Below are 23,158 nucleotides of genomic sequence, written 5' to 3' on the forward strand. Positions count from 1 at the left end.
TTAGACAAAACGACCTAACAAATTCTCTAAATATTCTTGCTTACCTGAGATCATCGCAGGCTCGCCAATCTCTACAGCGATTTGATATAAATCTTCTAATTTAAGCTTCCCAGCCTCAAAATCAGCGCCTTTACCCGAGTTGAAGCTTGCATAACGAGCCGCTTTCAAACGATCCATTTCACCATGTTTCGCTAATTTATCCGCGATGATCAAAGAACGAGCAATTGTATCCATTCCGCCAATGTGCGCATAGAATAAATCCGCAGCATCTGTTGAGTTACGACGACGTTTTGCATCAAAATTGATACCACCTCCGGCTAATCCACCCTGCTTCAAGATAATTGACATCGCTTCTGCCCACTCGTAAATATCCGTTGGAAACTGATCCGTATCCCATCCGTTTTGATAATCTCCTTTATTTGCGTCAATCGAAGCCAACATCCCCGCATCCGAAGCCACTTGGCATTCATGCGCAAATGTGTGACCCGCCAAAGTCGCGTGATTCACTTCTAGGTTTAATCCAAATTCAGATAATAAATCAAATTCGCGCAAGAAACCGATAACGGTTGCTGCATCGTAATCATATTGATGTTTGGTAGGCTCACAAGGTTTAGGCTCAATGAAGAATTTTCCTTTGAAACCATTGCGACGTGCATATTCCACGCAAGTATGTAACATGCGCGCAAAATGTTCCCGCTCACGTTTCATGTCCGTATTTAACAAAGACATATAACCTTCACGACCTCCCCAGAATACATATCCATCACCGCCTAATTTAATTGTTGCATCAATGGCTCCTTTCAATTGTGCGCCTGCATGTGCGACAACTTCGAAGTTCGGATTTGTAGACGCACCGTTCATGTAACGCTCATTGGAGAACAAATTAGCCGTTCCCCACAATAATTTCACGCCACTTTCTGCTTGTTTCTTCTCAAAAATATCTGAGATGAATTTCACACGATCCGTAAATTCTTTCGGATCATTATGTCCTTCAATCGCATCCACATCGTGGAAACAATAAAAAGGTGCCCCAATTTTCGTGATGAATTCGAATGCCGCATCTGCTTTATCAGCGGCACGTTGGCGCGCATCAGCTGCGACATCCCAAGGATAATGATGCGTACCTGGACCAAAAGGATCTGAACCATCGCCGCAAAACGAATGCCAATAGGCAATCGCAAAACGTAAATGTTCTTTCATCGATTTTCCTGCAATGATTCGGTTCTCATCGTAGTACCGAAATGCTAATGGGTTATCCGATTCTGGGCCTTCAAATTTGATTTGATCGATGCCTTTAAAATATTCTTTTTGTCCAATTAATACGCTCATGTGATTCGGTATATAGTATTTTAATTTGCTTGATAAGGCCCAAAACTACGAATTCTACCCATGATTCCAAACCATTTGAATATTTTTTTAGCATAGTATAGCACAGCTACTAATATATATAATGATATGATTCTAATTTGTTTTTTCTATTTTTGGAAAACACTACTTCATTTATGTATAAACTTATCAAACTTAGTTTGTTGATAATCATCGCATTACCAACATTCGCTCAAACGGCATTCAATGCCAACGGTCGTTTCGAACAATTGGAATCGACTTTACCTACACCCAATTCGTATCGTACTGCGAGTGGTTCACCCGGAAAAGATTATTGGCAGCAACGTGCCGATTACGATATCAAGGTGGAATTAGATGACATCAACCGCAAAATCACGGGAACGGAAACGATTACCTATTTCAATAATTCTCCGGACGAGTTACCCTATTTGTGGATTCAATTAGATCAAAACTTATTCGAGAAGAACGCAGCCCGCAAAACGGCAGCAACGGGTGAAATCAAGAATGGAATCAGCGCAGCTACTTTCAAAGAATTGACAGATCCGAAGGAATATGGCTATAAAATCACAGCTGTAAAGGACATCAAAGGAAATCCTTTGCGACACACGATCAATCAAACGATGATGCGTATCGATTTGCCTACACCGGTAAAAGCAGGCGGATCAGTAAGCTTCAACATCGATTGGAATTATTTGATTACGGAATATTATGGTCGTTCAGGCTATGAGTTTTTTGCCAAAGATGGCAATGCAAATTATTTCATCGCGCATTGGTTCCCTCGCATGGCGGTGTACAATGACGTATATGGCTGGCAGCACAAGCAATTCATGGGTCAAGGGGAATTTACCTTGAACTTTGGTAACTATAAAGTAGCGATTACGGCACCAAACGATATCGTCGTAGGTGCTGGTGGTGAATTATTAAACCCGAATCAGGTGATGTCGGCAACGCAATTAAAGCGTTGGGAAAAGGCCAAAACAGCCACACGTCCTGTGGAGATTGTGACACAAGCAGAAGCTGAGGCGGCAGAAAAAGGCAAGCCAACGGGCAAAAAGACTTGGATTTATAAGGCCGACAATGTGCGTGATTTTGCATTCACGGCTTCGCGTAAATTCATTTGGGATGCTTTACAAGTAGAGGTTGAAGGAAAGAAAGTGTGGGCGATGTCTTATTACTCGAAAGAGGGAAATCCACTTTGGGGGAAATATTCAACGATGGTGGTAGCGCATACCTTACGTTCTTATTCGAAAAGAACAGTTGCCTATCCTTATCCAGTAGCGATTTCATGCCATGCGACCTTAGGAGGCGGGATGGAATATCCGATGATTTCGTTTAATGGCGGTCGGCCAGAAGCAGATGGAACCTATACGGAGAATGTCAAAAATGGCATGATCGGCGTGATTATTCACGAGGTGGGACATAACTTCTTCCCAATGATCATCAACTCGGATGAGCGTCAATGGTCTTGGATGGATGAAGGTTTGAATACTTTTTGCCAATATTTAGCAGAGCAAGAATGGGATCGTAATTTCCCAGCACGCCGTGGAGAACCACAAAACATAGTGCCTTACATGCGTTTGGATTCGAAGAATCAAGTACCCATTATGGCCAACTCGGAGAACATCATGGACTTCGGGAATAATGCCTACGCAAAACCGGCAACGGCTTTGAATATCTTGCGCGAAACGGTGATGGGACGTGAATTGTTTGATTATGCGTTCAAAGAATATGCGCGCCGTTGGGCATTCAAACAACCGTATCCGGCAGACTTCTTCCGGACTTTGGAAGATGCATCGGGTGTGGATTTAGATTGGTTCTGGCGTGGATGGTTCTATGGTACAGAACCAGTGAATCAATCGATTGAAACGGTCGAATGGTTTGGTGTAGACAACATGGATCCAGTTGCCAAAAAAGCGACAGAGCGCGCAACGGCTGATGCAAAGCGTCAAACGATTTCAAATATTCGTAATAAGACAGATATCAAATCAACCGTAGTTGAGGAAAATCCAGATTTAACAGATTTCTACAATACGTATGATCGCTTTGCAACAACAGATGCAGAGAAGAAAAAATACCAAGAATATTTAAGCGGCTTGTCGGAAGACGAACGCAAATTAGTCGCGGAAGGAAAAAACTTCTATGTGGTTAATTTCAAGAATAAAGGAGGTTTACCGATGCCCGTAATCGTGAAATTAAGCTATGAAGATGGGACGGATGAGGTGTTGCGTTTCCCGGCGGAAGTGTGGCGATTGAATGATGTGCAGGCGAAGAAAATCATCCCAACTTCGAAGAAAGTGGTGAAGTGGACACTTGATCCATTCTATGAAATTGCCGACATCGATACGGATGATAATTCGTATCCACGCGAGCCGGCTCAACCAACGCGTGTTCAGCTGTTCAAAGCACAGCCGCGCAGCTACGGCGGAGGCCAAAATCCTATGCAGGAGGCTCAAAACGCAAAAAAATCAGGAGCTGTTACCGGTTCTAAGAACTAGCGAGGGGGTAAACGCTGACGGGGTTAAAAACCCCGTCAGCGTTAGGCAAAAATGCCAAAATTCCTCGAAAATCGAATAAGAAAAACTGATAATCCTTATCAGTAACCTGATAAAAAAAAGCCCGATTAGCTATCTAATCGGGCTTTTTAATAATTATTCCGCTTCCACAGAATCCAACAAACTTAAATCTAATTTTGTATTCGATTTTCCTCTAAAGTACATCGGGGCAAATCGGAAGCCAAATAAGAGGTCTGATAGAGCATAAGAATTTCTTGCCATTACAGTAGAGGAATAGACTTCATCAAAACCTATGAGCAGCGCACTCACTTCAGGCTGGAGGGCTTTGATTTGCTCAACTGTTAAGCCAGCAAAAGGACTATTCGAATCAATCGGATGAACAACCGTCCAATTCAACACTAAACTATCTACATGTGAGCGCTCCAGATCCAAATTATAAAATTGATACGAACCATCTTGGGTAAACAAACGAGCGCTCACCTTGATCTCCACATTCGTCAATATGTGATCATCCTTATATCCCACTAAACGAAACATCAATGCCTTACCTTGCTGATAATTTGCCAACAACATCTTCTCAGAAAAGCGCACAAAGGAACGAGGTCGTGAAAAGCGACCATAAAGTAAACCGGCGGCAATAGCAAAAGATAAAAACCCAATCAGAGATTCTATGGCTGCAATCCAATTTGTCAATTCTCCTACGGGATTCACACGACCATATCCGACCGTTGTAAAAGTTTGTGTACTGAAGAAAAATAACTCTTTAATTCGAGTAAAACCGTGCCCTTGATCAACGCCTGCCAAACCCGTAGGTCCTGCTAACCAATATAGCAGGGTAAAAAAGCAATTAATCAGAAAATAGGCAATCATAATTACCAACAAAAAGCGCCAGCGGGGCATTGTCAGCATGCTGTGATAACTACTCACTCGATCGCGAACAGATATTCCATGGCGCTGAATATTGAATGAACCATCTCGATTCACCATCCGACCACCCATTTGGGAGGCATTTTCACCAAAACCCGTATCTTGATTATTTTGACTCATTTATATGACTAATAATTTCACAGATGCAATCAATAAAACCAAAGCTAATATCCAACGAACTGCTTGATTAGATGCGATTTGAGCTCCCCAACGAGCACCTAGCATACCGCCAAATAAAGCAATTATGATCCAATAAACAAGCGATTCATCCAGTGGAATCCAGTGTTTTATCCCTAATAATCCTGCAACAGAGTTAACAAAAATAAATAAGGAAGAAACAGCAGCCGCTTCCTTTAAACTCGACCATCGCATCAATAATAGCACAGGGCTTAAAATAATTCCACCCCCAATACCAATCATCCCGGACAATAATCCAATGCCCGCACCGAATGCCAGCGCGATGGGGATCGACAAAGAACGATTTGTTACATCCTTAAAATTGGCCATCATTCGAATAATCGCAATCAACAGACATGCGCCTAAAATTCGTTTATAATTCGCATCGCTTAGCACAAACTGCGCCCCTAAATAGGACATCGGAATGGACGTAAGCGCAAACGGCCAAAATAATTCAAATCGGAAATAGCCCTTTTTATAAAACTGATAAAATGCGAGCAAGGAAACGCCTAAATTCAAGATCAATGCCGTTTGCTTCATCACGGCTGGCGCAACAGCAAAAATGGCGAGAACTGCCAAATATCCTGATGCCCCCCCGTGTCCCACAGAGGCATACAAAAAGGCCATCACGCCCAATAATCCCAATAATATCCAAAAGTCCATTATACGCGCAAATAAATCAATAGTTTCTCCCAATCGGGCACACGAATTCGTTCGGATTTTAATCGTGCTACCGGAACTTGCTTAATTTTTTCAAACAATCGAATGTAATATTCATAGGCCAACAAAACCCCCTTCTTTGCCTTTGCAGGCAAATTCTCTATCCCGCGTAAGCCCGCATCAAAATCCGCTTGAATATCGGCTTCAATTTCCTTTTTCTGTAAATCCGTAAATTGTTCGTAATCAATACCCGGGAAATATACCCGACCTCGATCTTCAAAATCCGACTTTATATCGCGTAGAAAGTTAATTTTTTGGAAAGCAGAACCTAAGGCACATGCATCTGGCTTCAATCGCTCATATTCGGCTAAATCACCCGCACAAAAAACCCGCAAACACATTAATCCTACGACTTCCGCCGAGCCATAAATGTATTGTTTATACAACGCAGCATCATAATCCCGATCCGATAAATCCATCTCCATCGAATACAAAAAGGCATCAATCAAGTCGCGCTCCATGTGATAGGAATTCACTGCCCACTGAAACGAGTGCAGTATGGGATTTAGACTAATCTTCTCCTCAATTGCTTGATAGGTATCTTCTCGAAAACGCGTTAAAAGCGAAGCCTGATCTTGCCCGTAAAAGGTATCCACAATCTCATCTGCCAAACGTACAAATCCATAAATCGCATAAATCGCCTCATGATACTCCTTGTCCAATGTTCGAATTCCCGACGAAAACGAAGTAGAATAGGCCTGCGTCAATCGCTTACTCGCATCTAATGAAACCTGTAAATATAAATCCATGCTGCGTTTAGTTCAATAATTTATCTACTTCCTTCGCGACAACGATACCCGAAATCAAGGATGGCGGAACTCCTGGGCCCGGAACAGTCAATTGGCCCGTATAAAACATATTTTTCAAATGCTTATTTTTCAAACTTGGCTTTAAAATAGCCGTTTGCATTAAGGTATTCGCAAGTCCATAAGCATTCCCCTTAAATGCATGATAATCACCGATGAAATCCTGGTGTGCATAGGAGCGTTTATATACGATTGAATCTCGAATCGACACGCCACAATATTGCTCCAAACGATCCATCAATTGGCCAAAATACTGTTCCCGAACCTCTTCTGTATCCTCCAAATTAGGCGCCACAGGAATCAATAAAAATAAATTTTCACAACCCTCAGGTGCAACAGAAGGATCTGTCACGGATGGCGCAGATGCATAAAATAAGGGATCGGATGGCCACATCGGATCCGTGTAAATTTCATGTGAATGAATCGAAAAGTCACGATCAAAAAACAAGTTATGATGCTTCAATCGAGGCAAACGCTTATTAATACCCAAATAAAACAAAAGCGACGAAGGTGCCATGACCCGTTTATCCCAATAGGATTCATCGTAATTGCAATGCGCATCTCCTAGTAAGGTTTCTACGTGATGATAATCTGCACTTGCGACAACCGCATCTGCCGCTAAGGTTTTGTCTGATATTTTCACTCCTTTCACAGAACCTGCTTCAATTGCAAATCCGGTAACCTCTGAATTGTATTGAATGCTAACACCTTTGGAAATCGCCAAATCCACCATTCCTTGCACAATTTTATGCATTCCTCCCATGGGATACCAAGTACCTAATTTGATTTCCGCATAATTCATTAAGCTATACATCGCCGGCGTATTTTGCGAAATGGCCCCCAAAAACAAAATGGGAAATTCCATCAATTTCAGCAGGGTCTCCGACTTGAAAAATTTGCGAACATGCGAATAGAACGAAGAAAAAACATCCATCCGCAACGCATCCACAAGAATTCGTAAACTCAAAAACTCCGTTATTTTCACGGATGGCTTCCAAACAAATTCTTGAATCCCTACTTTATATTTATAAGCCGCTTGATCTAAAAAGCGATCCAAAGCGTTTGCCGCACCCGGCTCAATCGATTCGAATAATTCACGCAATTCCTCATAATTCGCAGGCATATCGACAACCTCTTCATCGGAAAGTATCACACTGTAGGAAGGATCTAGGCGCTTAAGGCTATAGTAATCCGCTGTTTTCTTACCAAAACGCGCAAAATAATTGTCAAAAATATCAGGCATCCAATACCAACTAGGCCCCATGTCGAAGGTAAAACCCTTTTCCTGAAACACCCGTGCACGACCACCCGCCTGACTATTTTTTTCAACGATCGTCACCTCATATCCCTTGTTCGCTAGCTCTGTCGCCGTAGACAAGCCTGAGAATCCTGCACCAATAACAATGACTTTTTTCTTCTTCATGCTAAACAAATATACTAAAAACTGATAAGCTTTTGGCAAAAGAAAAAGTCAGATAAAATCTGACTTTTTACTTCCTCTTCTGTTAACCAAAAAACTAATTATTACAATATGAACACTTAGGCGTACATGCTTAGTTGGCCTTTCAAGGTCTTTCTAGCAATGTGAATTCTATTCTTAACTGTACCGATAGGCAGATTTAATTCCTCCGCAATTTCATGGTATTTAAATCCTTCAAAGTACATAAGAAACGGAATGCGATACATTTCGTCGGTGTTTCTTAAGGCCAATGAAATATCCTCGTGCATAAAAGAACGCTCAGCACCATTTAATTGGATTGACTCGGAAGAATTAATATAATGTAAATTATCTGTTGTGTCGATGAACGTATTCCGACGAACCATTCGCTGGTATTGCGTAATAAACGTATTCTTCATGATGGTAAATAACCAAGCTTTCAGATTGGTCCCATCTGAATATTTTTCACGATTCGTGAATGCCTTAACTAAGGTGTCTTGAACCAAATCGTTGGCATCATCTCCATCACGTGTTAAACGTAATGCAAAGGGTTTCAAAAACTTAGAAAAAGTACCTACCTGATATGAAAACTCTAAAGCTGTCATGATGATTTGCTGATTGTGTTTAACAAATTTACCAAAAGATTAAACAAAACAAATAATTGTTTAACATTTTTCAAAATAAATTAAACAAAATTTTGTCGACATGCCTTTGCCGTTCGTCGGCCGTTTCGTTGTATTAGTCAACCCGACAATGGATTTATCTTTATTTGGAGCTATATTTAACCTCTTGAACACAATTGATGTTACGTAAAATATGCTTCTTTATTGCACTTATGACCTTGTCGCTCCCTATGTGGGCGCAAAGTAATTGTTCGTGCACTTTGGAGGGAAATGTAACATCAAAAGAGAATAAAGAGACAATTCCAGGGGCTACTATTTACATCAAAGGCACCAATAAATTCGCCCAATCCGACAGCAAAGGCTTTTTCCGGATCACAGCCCTCTGTCCTGGCAATTATATCCTAATCTGCCAAATGAGTAGTTTCGATCCCGTTGAAATACCTATTTCCATTCAGGACGAGCTCCGCCACCAAGAAGATTTCCGATTACAAAACCACGATGAACACCTACAAGAGGTCGTTGTCAGTGGAAAAAAAACAGAAACAAGTGCCCAATTACGGGGCAGCCTAAGCAAAGAAGAACGAGCTGAACGCGATGGTCTCAGTTTAGGGGAAATGATGCGCGGCATCAGCGGTGTTCAAAGTTTACAAACGGGAAGTACGATTTCAAAACCCGTCATCCACGGTATGCACTCATCCCGCGTCATCATTTTAAATCAAGGTGTGAGGCAAGAAGGCCAACAATGGGGAAGTGAACATGCTCCAGAAATAGACCCATTCGTATCCAAAAATATTCAAGTAATCAAAGGCCCAGGCGGCTTACGTTATGGAGGAGACGCAATCGGAGGTATAGTCATGATGGAACCGGACGCACTCCCAGATTCCGCAGGTACTTCAGGAGAAATTCAATCAATCTATTTTACGAATGGCCGACAAGGCGTATTATCAGGTTCACTACAGGGTGGATTTAACCATACCAAAGGTTGGGGCTGGCGTATCCAAGGAACCGTAAAAAATGGTGGTAATATTCAAACTGCCAATTACTACCTAGCTAACACAGGGATTCAGGAACAAAATTTCTCCGCAGCCCTTGGATACAAAAAAGCTAAATGGTCAAGTGACTTGTTTTTCAGTCATTTCCATTCCGTTATCGGTATATATCTAGGCTCACACATTGGAAATGTAAATGACCTAGAAAATTCCATCGCACGTACGCGTCCTTTTGCCGCATTTACTCCATTGGAATTTAGCCGAGAAATTGATCGTCCGAATCAAGATGTTACCCATAGCTTAGGAAAGATAAAGTCTCAATATCAACTAAACAATGGTAGGGCCATTCGAACAACCTTAGCATTACAAAATGATGAACGACTTGAATTAGATGTATTGAGAGCCGGGAAAAATATCAATAACCTACAATTCCTATTGCGGACATTCAATGGGGAAATATTGCTCGATGAATCGAATTCTAACCAATTATGGAAGGGGCAATTTGGCATAAACTTCCAGCTTCAAGGCAATATTACCTCAGGAAAAGATGTCGTAAGTCCTACATTGACCACAAGTTTGCTACCCAATTATTTTCAAAACACGATTGGTTTATTTGGGATTGAGCGTATCGTAAAAGAAAAATATGAGTTTGAATTTGGCCTCCGCATTGATGAAAAAACGATCGATGTACATCGCCCTAAAGTAAATTATTCGAATATCATTTACCGAAATGCCAATCATTATTTGGGTCTTTCGGGAAGTTTGGGGCTAAAATATCATTGGACAGATAAACTCGAAAATCACCTCATCCTTGCGCGTGCCTTTCGTGCTCCGGGGGTCAATGAACTGTTTTCCTATGGAGTTCACCATGGCGCTGCCGCATTTGAGATTGGAGATCCTAGCTTAAAAGGAGAGACAGCCTATAACCTAAGTTTAAATACACTTTATGCGCCAAAAAATTTACAAATTGAACTAGGCGTCTACAATAACTACATCCAAAATTTTATTTATTTAAGACCCATGGTTGATAATGGGAACGCGGTTTATTTCACGACGGTTAGGGGCGCTTTCCCCGGATTCGCCTACGAACAAATTAATGCTGTTTTCCAAGGAATTGATGCACAAATATCGTATCAAATAAGCCCAAAACTATCTTTCCAACAGAAATCAAGCATTGTTCATGCCTTTGATGTTAGCCATAATTTCAGTTATCTAGTTAATATTCCAGCAAACCGATTTGAATACACGCTGAGTTATCGCTGGATGCAGGAAAAACAATATATAAGTTTGGGGCTCGTGCAAGTCGGCGAACAAACGCGGGTAGAACCTGGATCTGATTATGCGGCACCTCCGAAGGGCTACCAACTTGTCCAAGCGAATTGGGGAATCCGTTTGAAGAAAATTGACTTAGGCGTTCGAATTACAAATGCATTTAACACAGCATACCGAGATTATTTAAACCGTTTCCGGTACTATGCGGATGACCAAGGACGCAATATCAGTTTACGTGTCCTGTATAAAATCTAACGACGCAACCAGCTCTCCGGATTTTGGTGTTGCGTATTTTTCCACACTTGAAAATTAATTTCCGATGTACCATCTTCATCGGAAGCAACCGACCCAATTCGTTGGCCTGTTTTCACCTTTTGACCCGCACTAACGGATACATTGGCTAATTTACTGTATACCGTAAAATATTCCCCATGCTGAATGGCCACAACCATATTAATCCCTGGAATATTTTGAACGGTAGCAACCACGCCATCATAAACCGAATGCACAGGGGATCCCGCCGAAGTTTGAATGTCAATTCCATTGTTATTGACCATCACTCCTTTTAAAACGGGATGTTTATGCACGCCGAAATGGTCTGAAATGAATCCCGAAGGCACAGGAAAAGGCATCCGGCCACGCAAGGCAGCAAATGAACTCGCCAATCTTGCCTCATCCGCATTCATGTAATAGGTGTTCGAATTTAAGGCAGGCTCCTCAACCTTGGCAACAGGAGCAGCTTCCTCCTTCTTCGGTTTTGCTACTTCTTTTTTCTCAACACGCGCCTCTAACTTCGCTTCTTCTTTCGACTCCCCGCCTGTAGGCTTTTCATATTTCTTCACCATCCCTTCTTCTAATTTCGGTTTGGGCAAGGCAGGCTTATTCACTTCTAATTTACGCGCTTGAGCAGCCATTCGTAACTTACGTTCACGTTCCATCGACTTCTGAATCTCCCGCTGAACTATCCCTGCAATCAAATTATCCAACTTACGAATCGCTAATTTCTTACGCTCTAATTCCGTACGAAGCTTCTTTTCTTGCTGGGTCAAAACTGTCACGACCTTCGTCTCCTTTGTCTTCAACACTTCAAGCGTTGCTTTCTCCTTCTCCTTTTCGACCAAGACCTTTTTCTCCTCATTCTTTTTGAAAACCACTTGTTGCTTCTTCGTCATCAAATCTTGACGCGTCTCAAAAATTTTATGGGCTTGCTCTTTCCGATTCGTCGTAAAATGACGCAAATAATCAAATCGGCGTGTGAATTCGCCTAAGTCCTGTGACAATAACAAGAAACTGATTTTATTAGATACCGTCGAAACCTTTTGTGCCTCATATAACATGAGTGCATAGTTTTTCTTCAAGCGCTCCAACTTTGCAGCCAAGACATCACTTTCATGTGTTAATTTAGACGCCTCCGCAGCCAAAAGCTGTTGGTTCTCATTCAATACATTGATCTGTTTTTTCTGAACAACAATCTGCTCTTTCAAGACATTCAACTTTCCGATCGATACGTTTTTCTTTTTCGATGTTCGAGAAATAATCGAATTCAACTCCTTGATTTTTGCCAAGTTGTCCTTCTTTTGTTGCTCTAATTGTGTCTTCTTATCCACTTGTCCCCAAGCCACAAAAACACCTAACAAACAAACAATTAAACTGATATAGCGCATTACTTTTTCAAAAATTTAGCCGGAAGTCGAAATGGAAATTCAAGTGGCGTCTCCAGCAACTCCACTTTCGAATATTTAATTTGAATGACCGTTGTCACCCGCTTGTCCTCCTTGTTCTTTACATCCAAAGTTATTTGGCTTGAAAAAGGAAATATCACCTGATTCAGATTCGTAAACTCCTCAAAATCCAAAGTTAATTTATTACTTGATGGCTCATCACGAACCAATAATTTCTTCAATTTTCGATTCGGCCCTACCATGTTGTCAATCTTAATCCGGCCCGAATCTTGCTTGATAATGATATTCTCATTCTCCCGAATAACCCGTGAATTATTCTTCTTAAATGGCTGATTCCCTACGATCAAGGACTGTAACATCCGATAATCAATCCGAAATCCCATCACAGTACTCAGGCTATCGTAGGTCAGATTATAGTACTCACCACTGATTTTTTGGTAAAACTGTACCCGGTCTTGACTAAACAAACCCGTCGCACCCGTCAAGCCGGCCTGCGAAATATTCACCCAAATAATGCTGTCTTTCTTAACGCGAATATCAACGGAATAATTGTCTGTGTTATTGCCCGACTTCCAAGCTACCCGAGATTTTGCTTTTAGGTAACTAAATGCCAAGTCCTCTACTGATTCTTTGGAATCTTGCTCAAGGACATCATTAGACTTAGGAATCTCTTTCTGAACACTATCGGGCAAAGAAACAACCCGAATAGTATCTACTTGTTTTTCTTGCGCAACCTGAACGACAGAACTCGATTTACAAGCCTGCAGGCAAACAAAAACCAAAAAGAGTAGAACGAAACGCGTCATAGTTAATTTGATATGCAAAATTATCTCAATTTTCGACAATTTGCTTCATCTTGATTTTTTTATCAAGTAATTGGCTAGCATTTGGCAAAGCAATGGCCTTCTTCCAACTTTCTACCGCTTCTTTTATCCGCCCCAGCCGAAACAAGGCATCTCCATGATGCTCCCAAACCGCAGAACTTTGGGATTTTTCATCCGCAAGTGCCAAACTTAAATAACGAAAGGCCTCCTCATATTTTCCCTGCTGATACAATACCCACGCATAGGTATCTAAATAGGTACTTTCGGTCGGAAATTTTTCAACCAATTGCTTCGACATCATAGCCGCTTTCTCCAAACGTTCCTTCCGCAATGACAAATAATAACTGTAATTGTTCAACACATGTTCGTCGGTCGGATTCAAAGCCAATACCTTCTCAAAAGCCACATCCGAATCTTTCGGCCTTCCCACGGCATGGTATACGTCACCCAACATCGAAAAGAGCTGTACATTCCAATTATCAGTAGGCTTAATGATGCCACGTGCAATTTCTAAATAGCGCAACGCATCAGGATTATCACCTTGTAAATAACGCGCAAAGCCCAATTGGAAATTTAAAAACCCTTGCTTTGGAAAAGCCTTCAATGCCTCCGCGGCATGTGTAGCCGCGCTATCCACCGCATTTAATTCAAAATCCAACTGAATTATTCGAGCCCAAACTTCATATTTTGGTTCCCCCATGCGTGCCGCGCGCAAATAATATTTTTGGCCTTCTTCTAGTTTGGATGCACTCACATACAAATCCCCCTGAATGGCTAAAAAGCGAGGCTCATCGGGGTAAATCGCTAACCAATGTGTTGCCAACGAGTTGGCTTGCTCCCATTTGATCGGGTCATCAATTAATTCGAAAACCTTCATGGTCACTTGAGCGACCATCGATGGCAATACCTCATGATCTTCCGCTGCTCTGCGAAGCTGAACGATCGATGAATCAAAATTCTTTTGGTGGAGATAGCCGTTTGTCAGTAACAAAGCCAATTGACCTTGAGATGGATATTTCTTTTGCAATGCACTCAGATCCGCCCGTATTGAATCTGCCTGACTTAAATCCCAAGCAACATCCATCTGATCCCAAGTTAAAATTTGCTCTTCATCATCCATGTCGATGAGTCGCTTGCCTGCATGCAAGGCCTTCATCAATTGATTTTGTTTCAAATAGATAAATTCCTTCGTTCGAATAATGGCAGGATATTCCCCCACATAATGATCCGCGCGATCCAAAGCTTGCAGAGCAAGATCCCCTTGTTCAGTCCAAACATATGCCTGAGCCAATAATAAATTAACTTCCGGATGCGATTCATCATATTGACTTAACTTCGTCAGGCATGCAATCGCCTCTGAAATCTGTTTATCGGCAAGCAATTGTTCAGCAAAAAACAAGCCATAATCGAGCGAATAGGGCGACAATTCATGTGCTTTCCGCGCATGGACTAACGCACTCTTCGGATTTTTCTCTGCGAGATAAGCTTTGGCAAGATAAAATGAGAGCGCAGGTTCATTGGAAATAACCGATGCCAAACTTTCCCAAACCAAAATGGCCTCCGAGTAATCTTCCTTGATGTAATGCCGCATCCCTTCCTGAAAAAGCGCTTCTTGGCCTGCCTTCGATTGAATTAATCGCTTTCCTTGCGCTGTGGCGAAGTAAGAAATCCCGAACAAAAACATGCATAATAGCAGTAGCCGACGCACATACAAACCCATACCCTTGCCTAATTGCGTCATGTTCCTCTATAGCTTAATCAAATATTGATTCAATTGATTTAACCATGCTTGCGCACCTTGTTGATTCCAGTGGGAGTCTGATTTAAAAAAATACGATTTGCCCCCTTTCGCTAATACCTGCGTCGGATCGAGGATATGTAATCGGCCATGATTCGCCTTGCTCAATGAAACGATCAACTGATTTGTTGGCCTAGATTCTGTTCGGGTAATAGCAACAGGATTCGAAATAAAACTAAATATTACTTCATCAAAACCTCTGCTATGTGCGTATTGCTCTATTTTAGTCATGCGACCTAAAAGCACTTGAATATCCTCAGCGCTAATCGGATAAAATGAACTTCCTTTTTGGAGCGAATCCATGGTCTCCTTCATATAAAGAAACTGATGATCCCTCGACAAAACAACCTCAGGCGTAGTTCGATGAAAGATGTCTAAATTTGCCTGGGCTTTCAGCGATTTCAGAAAACTCAAACCTTGAAAATTAAACAAAGTAAAGTCAATATTTTGCTCCAAAAGTGGATCATACAGCGCATCAGCCAGGGTCGCATTTAACGATTCATTCCATGTCAACGGGGCTTTATACCCTTCCAAATGTGCCCTTACCCGCAACATATCAATAAGCGTACCGATATTTCGTTCTACCGATTCAATGAGTAAAACCTTCTTATTTCCCGTTGGCTGAAGGACGATTGCGCCTGCATCCCCCTCTGACCATTTCCGAAAGACGACTTGTTTCGAACGCGCGAAATTCGCCGTATCCATTTGAATATAGCTATACAAATAACTATCCCCAATTATATATAAATCCGTATCACGAAGTCCCAGAGAGGTAAATTGATTTGCTAGTATGGACGTGTCTTTCAACATGCGAAAGTCGGGTAGATAGGATAGCCCATATAAATCGCCATAGCGATATTTATCTGAACCCAAATTTCCTTCCTGCTGATACCGTGCTTTGGAAACCCAGCGCATAGCCTGATCCGAACTACTGATTCCAAGAACCAGAAGCAACACAATCATCACCAAAAAGGCAAACGCTCTTTTCATCAAAACTGAAAGTAAATAAACTGCTTCAAACTAAATACCCCTAAAAAATAAATCGCCAAAAGGACCATAGGCAAAACCCAGAGCTTAGGACTGATTTTATTCGTTGACCGATGATCCCAAAACAATAATCCTAAAATCAACAACAAACTCAAAACGATTTCATTCAGATGCATCCCAAGTGGTGCATCCGCTTTCCAAATCAATAAACGTTGCGCATACAATTTAATTTCAGCGAAATGGGATAATCGGAAAAATACCCAAGCCAAGGTCACCAATGCGAATGTCCATAGCTGTAAAAAACGCAAATAAATCCCGCGTGCATTTTCAGGTGATAATGCGGGGAAGCGCCGACTCACCGTAATCCCAATCAATTGAAAAATCCCATGCAAGGCTCCCCAGATAACAAAGTTCCAACTCGCTCCGTGCCAAAAACCGGAGATAATAAAGACCACCATGATATTAAAATACCATTTGGGAATAGAAACGCGATTTCCCCCTAAAGAAAAATAGACATAATCCTTAAACCAGGTGGACAAGGATATATGCCAGCGACGCCAAAAATCCGGGATGGATTTCGCCAAATACGGCGCACGAAAATTCGTCATCAAATCAAAACCCATCACTTTTGCTGCCCCAATCGCCATGTCGGAATAACCTGAAAAGTCACAATAGATTTGGAACGAGTAAAATATGGATGCCAACAGCAAATTACCTCCGGATTGAATCGCTAAACTTCCATAAACAGCATCAACAAGTATGGCAAGTCGGTCGGCAATCACAACTTTCTTAAACAAACCTTGAGCCATCTGAAAGAGGCCCGCCTTCACCCGATCCGCATCCCAAACATGTTCTTCGTAAAACTGATGAATGAGGTTTTGCGGACGTTCGATGGGGCCAGCCACCAACTGCGGATAAAACATCACATACAGGCTGTAAATCCCAAAATTCCGTTCTGCCTTTTGATGCCCACGATAGACCTCAATGGTATAACTCATGGCCTGAAACGTATGAAAGGAAAGTCCAATAGGCAGAAGTATGGACAATTGCGGAATCTGCAAGGTATAGCCAAAATAACTAGCAGCATGCATAAAATTCCCCGTGAAGAAAGCATAATATTTAAAGACAGCCAGAACTCCGATATTAGCCATCAAACTCAAAGCCAAAAAAAGTTTCTTAGCCCTACCCTCAAAGCGCTCTAAATAAATCCCAGCATAATAATCCACCACGATCGTGAAACCCAATATCCCGAGATAAATAGGCTGAAATGCCATATAAAAGTAGCAGGAGGCTACCAATAAAAGCATCCAACGAAAGCGATGAGCCAATAAAAAATAGGCGGCGGTCACAATTCCAAAAAACACCAAAAACTGTAAGGAATTGAATACCATTAGCTATTAGTTGATTTTCTGAATTTGGGCAAATAAGGTGGCATCATCCATCACAAGCTCCGATTTACCGCCTGCTAAAGCCGGCGAAATCGTAATACTTAAAGCCTGAACTTCTTGTTGGATATACGCACCAAAAACCTGAATGCTTTCCATCCACGCTGCCGGACCTTCTTCCACATGAATCGCGATTTTATCTACGACATCAAAACCTGAATCCTTCCGCAAATTTTGGATACGATTCACAAATTCCCGGGCCATTCCTTCCTGAACCAATTCAGCCGTCAAGGTATTATCCAAGGCGATTGTCAAACCACCTTCCGAAGCGGTTAAGTAGCCTGGCATATCTTCTGTTACGATTTCGATGTCAGCTAAAGCAATCTCGAAACCTTGCAAATTCGCAGAACCGGATGTTTCAATCTGCGCCAAATCACCCGAACTCATTCCTGTAATAACTTCCGCAACCGCCTTCATGTCTTTCCCGAATTTCGGACCCAAGGCCTTGAAATTAGGTTTTACTTTCTTGCTTAGTACGCCGGATGCGTCGTCGAGGTAATTCACCAACTTCACATTCACCTCCGACTTAATCAAATCTTCTACCTTACGAATTTGCTCACGGGCAGATTCTTGCAGCACAGGAACTAAGACCTGTGCTAGCGGTTGGCGTACTTTCAATTTATGCACCTTACGGATCGAGTGAACCAAAGAACAAATGCGTTGTGCCATGTCCATGGAAGCTTCTAAATCAGCATTTTGCCAAGCAGAATTAACCTGAACAAAATCCGTTAAATGTACCGAAGTAGCTCCCGTTAAATTCTTGTACAACCAATCTCCATAGAAAGGAGCGATCGGTGACATCAATTGTGCCACTGTCGTCAGACAAGTATGCAAAGTCTGATATGCAGCAGCTTTATCGGCTGAAATCCCTTGGTTCGTATCCTCAGGATTCCAGAAACGTCGGCGTGACAAACGAACATACCAGTTGGACAAATGATCACATACAAAATCCTGCACCGCACGGCCGGCTTTAGTTGGCTCATAGGTCGCATAAGCCTCGTCAACCTCAGCGATTAGACTGCTTAATTTTGACAGGACCCAACGGTCTAATTCCGTTAAATCGGCCATATTAACACCCTTCGAATCCGGCGTAAATCCGTCCAAATTCGCATACATGGCAAAGAAATTATAGGTATTTGTTAGCGTACCAAAGAACTTATTACGCACTTCAGTAATTCCTGCTAAATCAAATTTCAAGTTATCCCAAGGTTGCGCATTGGTAATCATGTACCAACGCGTAGGATCCGCGCCATATTTAGAAAGCGTATCAAAAGGATCAATCGCATTGCCCAAACGTTTGGACATTTTATTGCCATTTTTATCCAAGACTAAACCAGTCGAAACCACATTTTTAAATGCAACCGATTCTTCCACCATCGCCGAAATCGCATGGAGCGTAAAGAACCAGCCACGCGTTTGATCCACCCCTTCTGAGATGAAATCTGCCGGATAAGACTGTTTGAAAATTTCTTGATTCTCGAATGGATAATGCCACTGTGCAAAAGGCATCGCACCCGAATCGAACCACACATCGATCAAATCCGCCTCACGTGCCATGACAACACCTGAAGGGCTTAACACAAAGATATTATCCACGTAAGGACGGTGTAAATCCGCCTCCCCTGCCTTCACTGCGGCAATGAATGCTTCATTTCCTTTTTGCTGTTCAGCAGTTAATTTTCCTGAATCAATCGCCTTTGCTAATGCTTGCGTTAATTCTTCCACCGAGCCATAACACAATTCTTCCGAACCATCTTCGGCACGCCATATAGGCAAAGGCGTTCCCCAATAACGAGAACGAGACAAGTTCCAGTCAACCAAATTTTCCAACCAGTTTCCGAAACGACCTGTACCCGTCGACTCCGGTTTCCAGTTGATTGTATTATTCAACTCGATCAATTTATCCTTCACCGCTGTGGTCTTGATAAACCAAGAATCCAGAGGATAGTACAATACCGGTTTGTCCGTACGCCAGCAATGTGGATACGGGTGATCAAATTTCTGAACGTTAAAAGCCTTGTTTTCTGTTTTCAATTGGATGGCAATACGCTCATCAACAGATAAATATTTATCACGGCCTTGTTTGATTTTGGCCGCTTCTTTTTCCTCTTCACTTAAATAAGCTTCTTTTACGGGCTCTAAGGCATAATCCGTCACCTCTTGAACGAAACAACCTTGTCGGTTAACCAACGGCACATCCTTTCCATTTGAATCTTGAACAAAGATGGCAGGAATGTTATTTTGTTGGGCTACCCGAAAGTCATCCGCACCGAAAGTAGGCGCCGTGTGCACGATTCCTGTACCATCTTCCGTCGTCACAAAGTCTCCCAAGATCACACAGAAAGCCGGACTTGCCGGCTGTACATAAGGCATCAATTGGGCATATTCTACACCTTCGATATCGGAGCCTTTGAACGTATCAACAATCACATACGGAATAGCACTAGGCTTTTTCTCCGCTGCAACATAGGCATCAAAATCTCCATTTTCTGCGGCTGCTTGGAAATAATTCTTGACCAAATCCTTCGCTAAAACCACGTGAACGGGTAAATAGGTGTAAGGATTAAAGGTCTTCACCAAGACATAAGCAATGTTCTTCCCGGCGGTTAACGCAGAGTTAGACGGTAAAGTCCATGGTGTCGTCGTCCAGGCTAATAGATACACAGGAGCTCCGCCTGATTTTTCAAACAAAAAGGCAGATTTCGCTGTATTTTTTGCCTCGAATTGAGCGGTCAACGAGGTGTCTTTCACATCGCGGTAACAACCCGGCTGGTTTAATTCGTGCGATGACAAACCTGTACCTGCCGCAGGAGAATAAGGTTGAATCGTATATCCTTTGTATAAAAGTCCTTTGTCGTACAGGCGCTTTAATAGATTCCAAACACTCTCAATGTAAGGAGTTTGATAAGTCACGTAAGGATTCGCTAAATCCACCCAATAACCCATTTTTTCTGTCAAATCATTCCACTGATCCGTGAATTTCATGACCGTTTCGCGGCATTTTTGATTGTATTCTTCGACCGAAATCGATTTGCCGATGTCTTCTTTGGTGATGCCTAATTCCTTCTCAACTTGCAATTCAACGGGAAGGCCGTGGGTATCCCAACCACCTTTTCGCTTCACTTGTTTGCCCTTTAAGGTCTGGTAGCGACAAAAAATATCCTTAATCGTGCGTGCCATCACGTGGTGAATACCCGGCGTACCGTTCGCTGAAGGCGGACCTTCAAAAAAAGTAAAAGTCGGATTCCCCTCGCGAGATGAAATCGATTGTTCGAAAATTTGATTCTCTCTCCAGAAATTTAGTACCTCGTCCGCTACAGCAGCATAATCTAAATTTTTGTATTCCTTAAAGGCCACAGTCTTGTTGTTTTTTATGAAATAATCGGCAAAATTGAAGCAAAAATAAGAAAAAATACCGAAAAATTAAGGCCAAAGCCATGAACAAATCTCGCCTCCGACAGCTTGCTCTTGCCCGACGCAAAAATGTGTCAGAGCGAATTTTTGCCTTGTTGAATGAGGAGCTCCAACAAGAATTCATGGATTTCATCACAAGCTTTCAACAGCCTCGGGTGATCATGAGTTTTCAGCCTATTGTAGCACGCAAAGAAGTTGAGATGGAGTCCATTCACCAAACAATATGGTCGCTAGGTCACCAACTCTGTTTCCCAAGAGTCGAAAATGACCATTCGATGACCGCCTATGAAACAAAAAAAGGCGACCCTTTGATTACATCGACATGGGGAATTCAGGAACCCAATCCGCTAACAAATACAAGAACACCTTCAGAAGCCATAGACCTCATCATTATTCCGTTACTAGCTTTTGATGCACATGGCAACCGAGTAGGTTATGGCAAAGGATTTTACGATCGTTTTTTAATGGATTGTCGGCCCGACGCGCTGAAAATTGGCGTTTGTTTGGATGAAGCCGTGCAACGTATTGATGATGTGGAAGCGCATGACATTCCACTAGACCTTTGCATTACGCCTACGGGCATCCACCTTTTTGATGGATTTTATCAAAAAAATCCTTTTGATTCAGAATATAAGCCCTAATTTTGCAGGCTAATAAATCCTTTTGCTTTGTGAAAATCAGGCAATTACTCTTGATGGTATTCTGTTGTGCATCCACTACATTGATGGGCCAGCAAGCCGCTCGTGAGTCCTTGTTTCCGGTTGAACAAATCCAACAAGGCTTTACGAATAAGTTCGTTTACAAGCGTCAGGTAATAGACAACCCTTTGGCCCTTCAGATTCCCTTGTTGGAAGCGAAAGATCCAGAAGTAAGTTTGGAATTCAATACCTTTAAACGCCAGCGCAAACTGATGACCTGGATTTCCAGTGCCGGTTTAGCCGTTTCGTTTTATTCGTTATTAAACCCGGGTCACGTGACAGACGGTTTTTATTTATCGGCGATCGGAACATCGGCATTGGTGAATGTTTATGTAGGATCTGTCAGTATGCGACATTTAAAACGTGCTTTAACAAAGTACAATAGCTTGGCGGGCGAAGAGCCTAAAATAAGCTTAGAAATAAAATCCCAGGGTGCACAAGGAGCATCGTTGGCATTAAATTGGAAGTATAATTTTTAATTGATATAAACATGAAAGTTGCTGTTGTAGGCGCCACAGGATTGGTTGGCGGCGAAATCTTGAAAGTATTAGCGGAAAGAAATTTTCCTGTCACTGAAATTATCCCGGTAGCGTCTGAGCGCTCAATCGGTAAAAAGATTGCTTTCAAAGGAAAGGAATTCGAAGTGGTAGGTTACGAAACAGCAATCTCAATGAAACCAAACGTGGCGATTTTCTCCGCGGGCGGAAGTTCATCCTTGGAAATGGCTCCTAAGTTTGCCGCAGCTGGAATTACCGTTGTCGATAACTCTTCAGCATGGCGCATGGACCCTACTAAAAAATTAGTAGTTCCTGAAATCAATGCAAGCACATTGACGCCAGAAGATAAAATCATTGCAAATCCAAACTGCTCTACCATCCAAATGGTGGTTGTCATGAATCCATTGCACAAAAAATACAAAATCAAGCGTGTGGTAGTTTCTACGTATCAGTCGGTGACTGGAACTGGGAAAGCTGCCGTTGACCAATTGTTCGACGAGCGTGCAGGGAAAACAGATTACAACAAAGTATATCCACATAAAATTGACTTGAACGTATTGCCTCATATCGATGTATTCTTGGATAATGGCTATACGAAAGAAGAGATGAAGATGATCTTGGAAACGAAAAAAATCATGATGGATGATTCGATTCAGGTGACTGCGACAACGGTTCGTATTCCAACGATCGGTGGACACTCGGAATCTGTGAACATTGAATTCGAAAATGATTTCGATTTAGCTGAGGTTCGTGCCATTTTGGAAAAAGAAGAAGGTATCATCGTACAAGACGATCCAAAGAACTTTGTTTATCCGATGCCAATCACGGCACATGGAAAAGATGAAGTATTCGTGGGACGTATTCGTCGGGATGAGACCCAAAAGAATACCTTGAACTTGTGGATTGTAGCGGACAACTTGCGTAAAGGGGCCGCAACCAATGCGGTTCAAATCGCGGAATACCTCGCGGCACATCACTTAATTTAATGAGAAGGCCGGTGA

General features: G+C 42.1%; 17 protein-coding genes. 5 read left to right on the plus strand and 12 right to left on the minus strand.

Annotated elements, in window-relative coordinates:
• A complete protein-coding gene (xylA, locus tag V7S75_RS05670) occupies positions 1-1,329 on the minus strand; it encodes a xylose isomerase (protein WP_459512109.1) in 1,329 nt (442 codons plus the stop codon).
• 173 nt (positions 1,330-1,502) lie between these two features.
• Here xylA and V7S75_RS05675 point away from each other — a divergent pair, with 173 nt between their 5' ends.
• A complete protein-coding gene (locus V7S75_RS05675; RefSeq protein WP_459512111.1) occupies positions 1,503-3,842 on the plus strand; it encodes a M1 family metallopeptidase in 2,340 nt (779 codons plus the stop codon).
• A gap of 153 nt (positions 3,843-3,995) precedes the next feature.
• On the opposite strand, the gene V7S75_RS05680 is transcribed toward V7S75_RS05675, so the two are convergent.
• From V7S75_RS05680 to V7S75_RS05700, 5 genes are all read right to left on the minus strand, one after another.
• Positions 3,996-4,907 carry an ion channel gene (locus V7S75_RS05680; RefSeq protein ID WP_459512113.1) on the minus strand — a complete coding sequence of 304 codons (912 nt, stop codon included), beginning with the start codon at positions 4,905-4,907 and terminating at the stop codon, positions 3,996-3,998.
• Positions 4,908-5,627 carry a sulfite exporter TauE/SafE family protein gene (locus V7S75_RS05685; RefSeq protein WP_459512115.1) on the minus strand — a complete coding sequence of 240 codons (720 nt, stop codon included), beginning with the start codon at positions 5,625-5,627 and terminating at the stop codon, positions 4,908-4,910.
• Positions 5,627-6,433, minus strand: a complete 807-nt coding sequence (locus V7S75_RS05690; RefSeq protein ID WP_459512117.1) for a phytoene/squalene synthase family protein — start codon at positions 6,431-6,433, stop codon at positions 5,627-5,629. The genes V7S75_RS05685 and V7S75_RS05690 overlap by 1 nt, the downstream gene beginning before the upstream one ends.
• 7 nt (positions 6,434-6,440) lie before the next feature.
• On the minus strand, positions 6,441-7,913 hold the full coding sequence (locus V7S75_RS05695; protein ID WP_459512118.1) for a phytoene desaturase family protein: 1,473 nt from the start codon (positions 7,911-7,913) through the stop codon (positions 6,441-6,443).
• 116 nt (positions 7,914-8,029) lie between these two features.
• Positions 8,030-8,533 carry an RNA polymerase sigma factor gene (locus tag V7S75_RS05700; protein ID WP_459512121.1) on the minus strand — a complete coding sequence of 168 codons (504 nt, stop codon included), beginning with the start codon at positions 8,531-8,533 and terminating at the stop codon, positions 8,030-8,032.
• A 248-nt stretch (positions 8,534-8,781) separates the two neighbouring features.
• On the opposite strand from V7S75_RS05700, the gene V7S75_RS05705 reads away from it, so the two are divergent.
• Positions 8,782-11,067: a TonB-dependent receptor gene (locus V7S75_RS05705; RefSeq protein ID WP_459512336.1), complete on the plus strand. Its 2,286-nt coding sequence runs from the start codon at positions 8,782-8,784 to the stop codon at positions 11,065-11,067.
• On the opposite strand, the gene V7S75_RS05710 is transcribed toward V7S75_RS05705, so the two are convergent.
• The 6 genes from V7S75_RS05710 to ileS are packed head-to-tail and all read right to left on the minus strand — an operon-like array spanning position 11,064 to position 20,905.
• The gene (locus tag V7S75_RS05710; protein WP_459512123.1) at positions 11,064-12,476 is read right to left on the minus strand and encodes a murein hydrolase activator EnvC family protein; all 1,413 of its coding nucleotides are present in this window, start codon (positions 12,474-12,476) and stop codon (positions 11,064-11,066) included. The genes V7S75_RS05705 and V7S75_RS05710 overlap by 4 nt on opposite strands.
• Positions 12,476-13,300, minus strand: a complete 825-nt coding sequence (locus V7S75_RS05715) for a DUF4292 domain-containing protein (protein ID WP_459512124.1) — start codon at positions 13,298-13,300, stop codon at positions 12,476-12,478. Before V7S75_RS05715 ends, V7S75_RS05710 begins: the two co-directional genes overlap by 1 nt.
• Positions 13,301-13,325: 25 nt before the next feature.
• The gene (locus tag V7S75_RS05720; protein ID WP_459512126.1) at positions 13,326-15,059 is read right to left on the minus strand and encodes a tetratricopeptide repeat protein; all 1,734 of its coding nucleotides are present in this window, start codon (positions 15,057-15,059) and stop codon (positions 13,326-13,328) included.
• A 6-nt stretch (positions 15,060-15,065) separates the two neighbouring features.
• The gene (locus V7S75_RS05725; RefSeq protein WP_459512128.1) at positions 15,066-16,106 is read right to left on the minus strand and encodes a hypothetical protein; all 1,041 of its coding nucleotides are present in this window, start codon (positions 16,104-16,106) and stop codon (positions 15,066-15,068) included.
• Positions 16,106-17,494, minus strand: a complete 1,389-nt coding sequence (locus tag V7S75_RS05730; RefSeq protein WP_459512130.1) for an MBOAT family O-acyltransferase — start codon at positions 17,492-17,494, stop codon at positions 16,106-16,108. Before V7S75_RS05730 ends, V7S75_RS05725 begins: the two co-directional genes overlap by 1 nt.
• A 6-nt stretch (positions 17,495-17,500) precedes the next feature.
• A complete protein-coding gene (ileS, locus tag V7S75_RS05735; RefSeq protein WP_459512132.1) occupies positions 17,501-20,905 on the minus strand; it encodes an isoleucine--tRNA ligase in 3,405 nt (1,134 codons plus the stop codon).
• An 80-nt stretch (positions 20,906-20,985) separates the two neighbouring features.
• Here ileS and V7S75_RS05740 point away from each other — a divergent pair, with 80 nt between their 5' ends.
• From V7S75_RS05740 to V7S75_RS05750, 3 genes are read left to right on the plus strand one after another with little or no spacing between them, the layout of a single operon-like run.
• Complete coding sequence (locus V7S75_RS05740) at positions 20,986-21,603, plus strand: 5-formyltetrahydrofolate cyclo-ligase (protein WP_459512134.1); 618 nt, start codon at positions 20,986-20,988, stop codon at positions 21,601-21,603.
• A gap of 29 nt (positions 21,604-21,632) precedes the next feature.
• The gene (locus V7S75_RS05745) at positions 21,633-22,139 is read left to right on the plus strand and encodes a hypothetical protein (protein ID WP_459512136.1); all 507 of its coding nucleotides are present in this window, start codon (positions 21,633-21,635) and stop codon (positions 22,137-22,139) included.
• An 11-nt stretch (positions 22,140-22,150) separates the two neighbouring features.
• Positions 22,151-23,143, plus strand: a complete 993-nt coding sequence (locus V7S75_RS05750; protein ID WP_459512138.1) for an aspartate-semialdehyde dehydrogenase — start codon at positions 22,151-22,153, stop codon at positions 23,141-23,143.
• The last annotated feature ends 15 nt before the right edge of the window (positions 23,144-23,158 follow it).

The organism is Aquirufa sp. TARAVU-A1A (assembly GCF_054558675.1).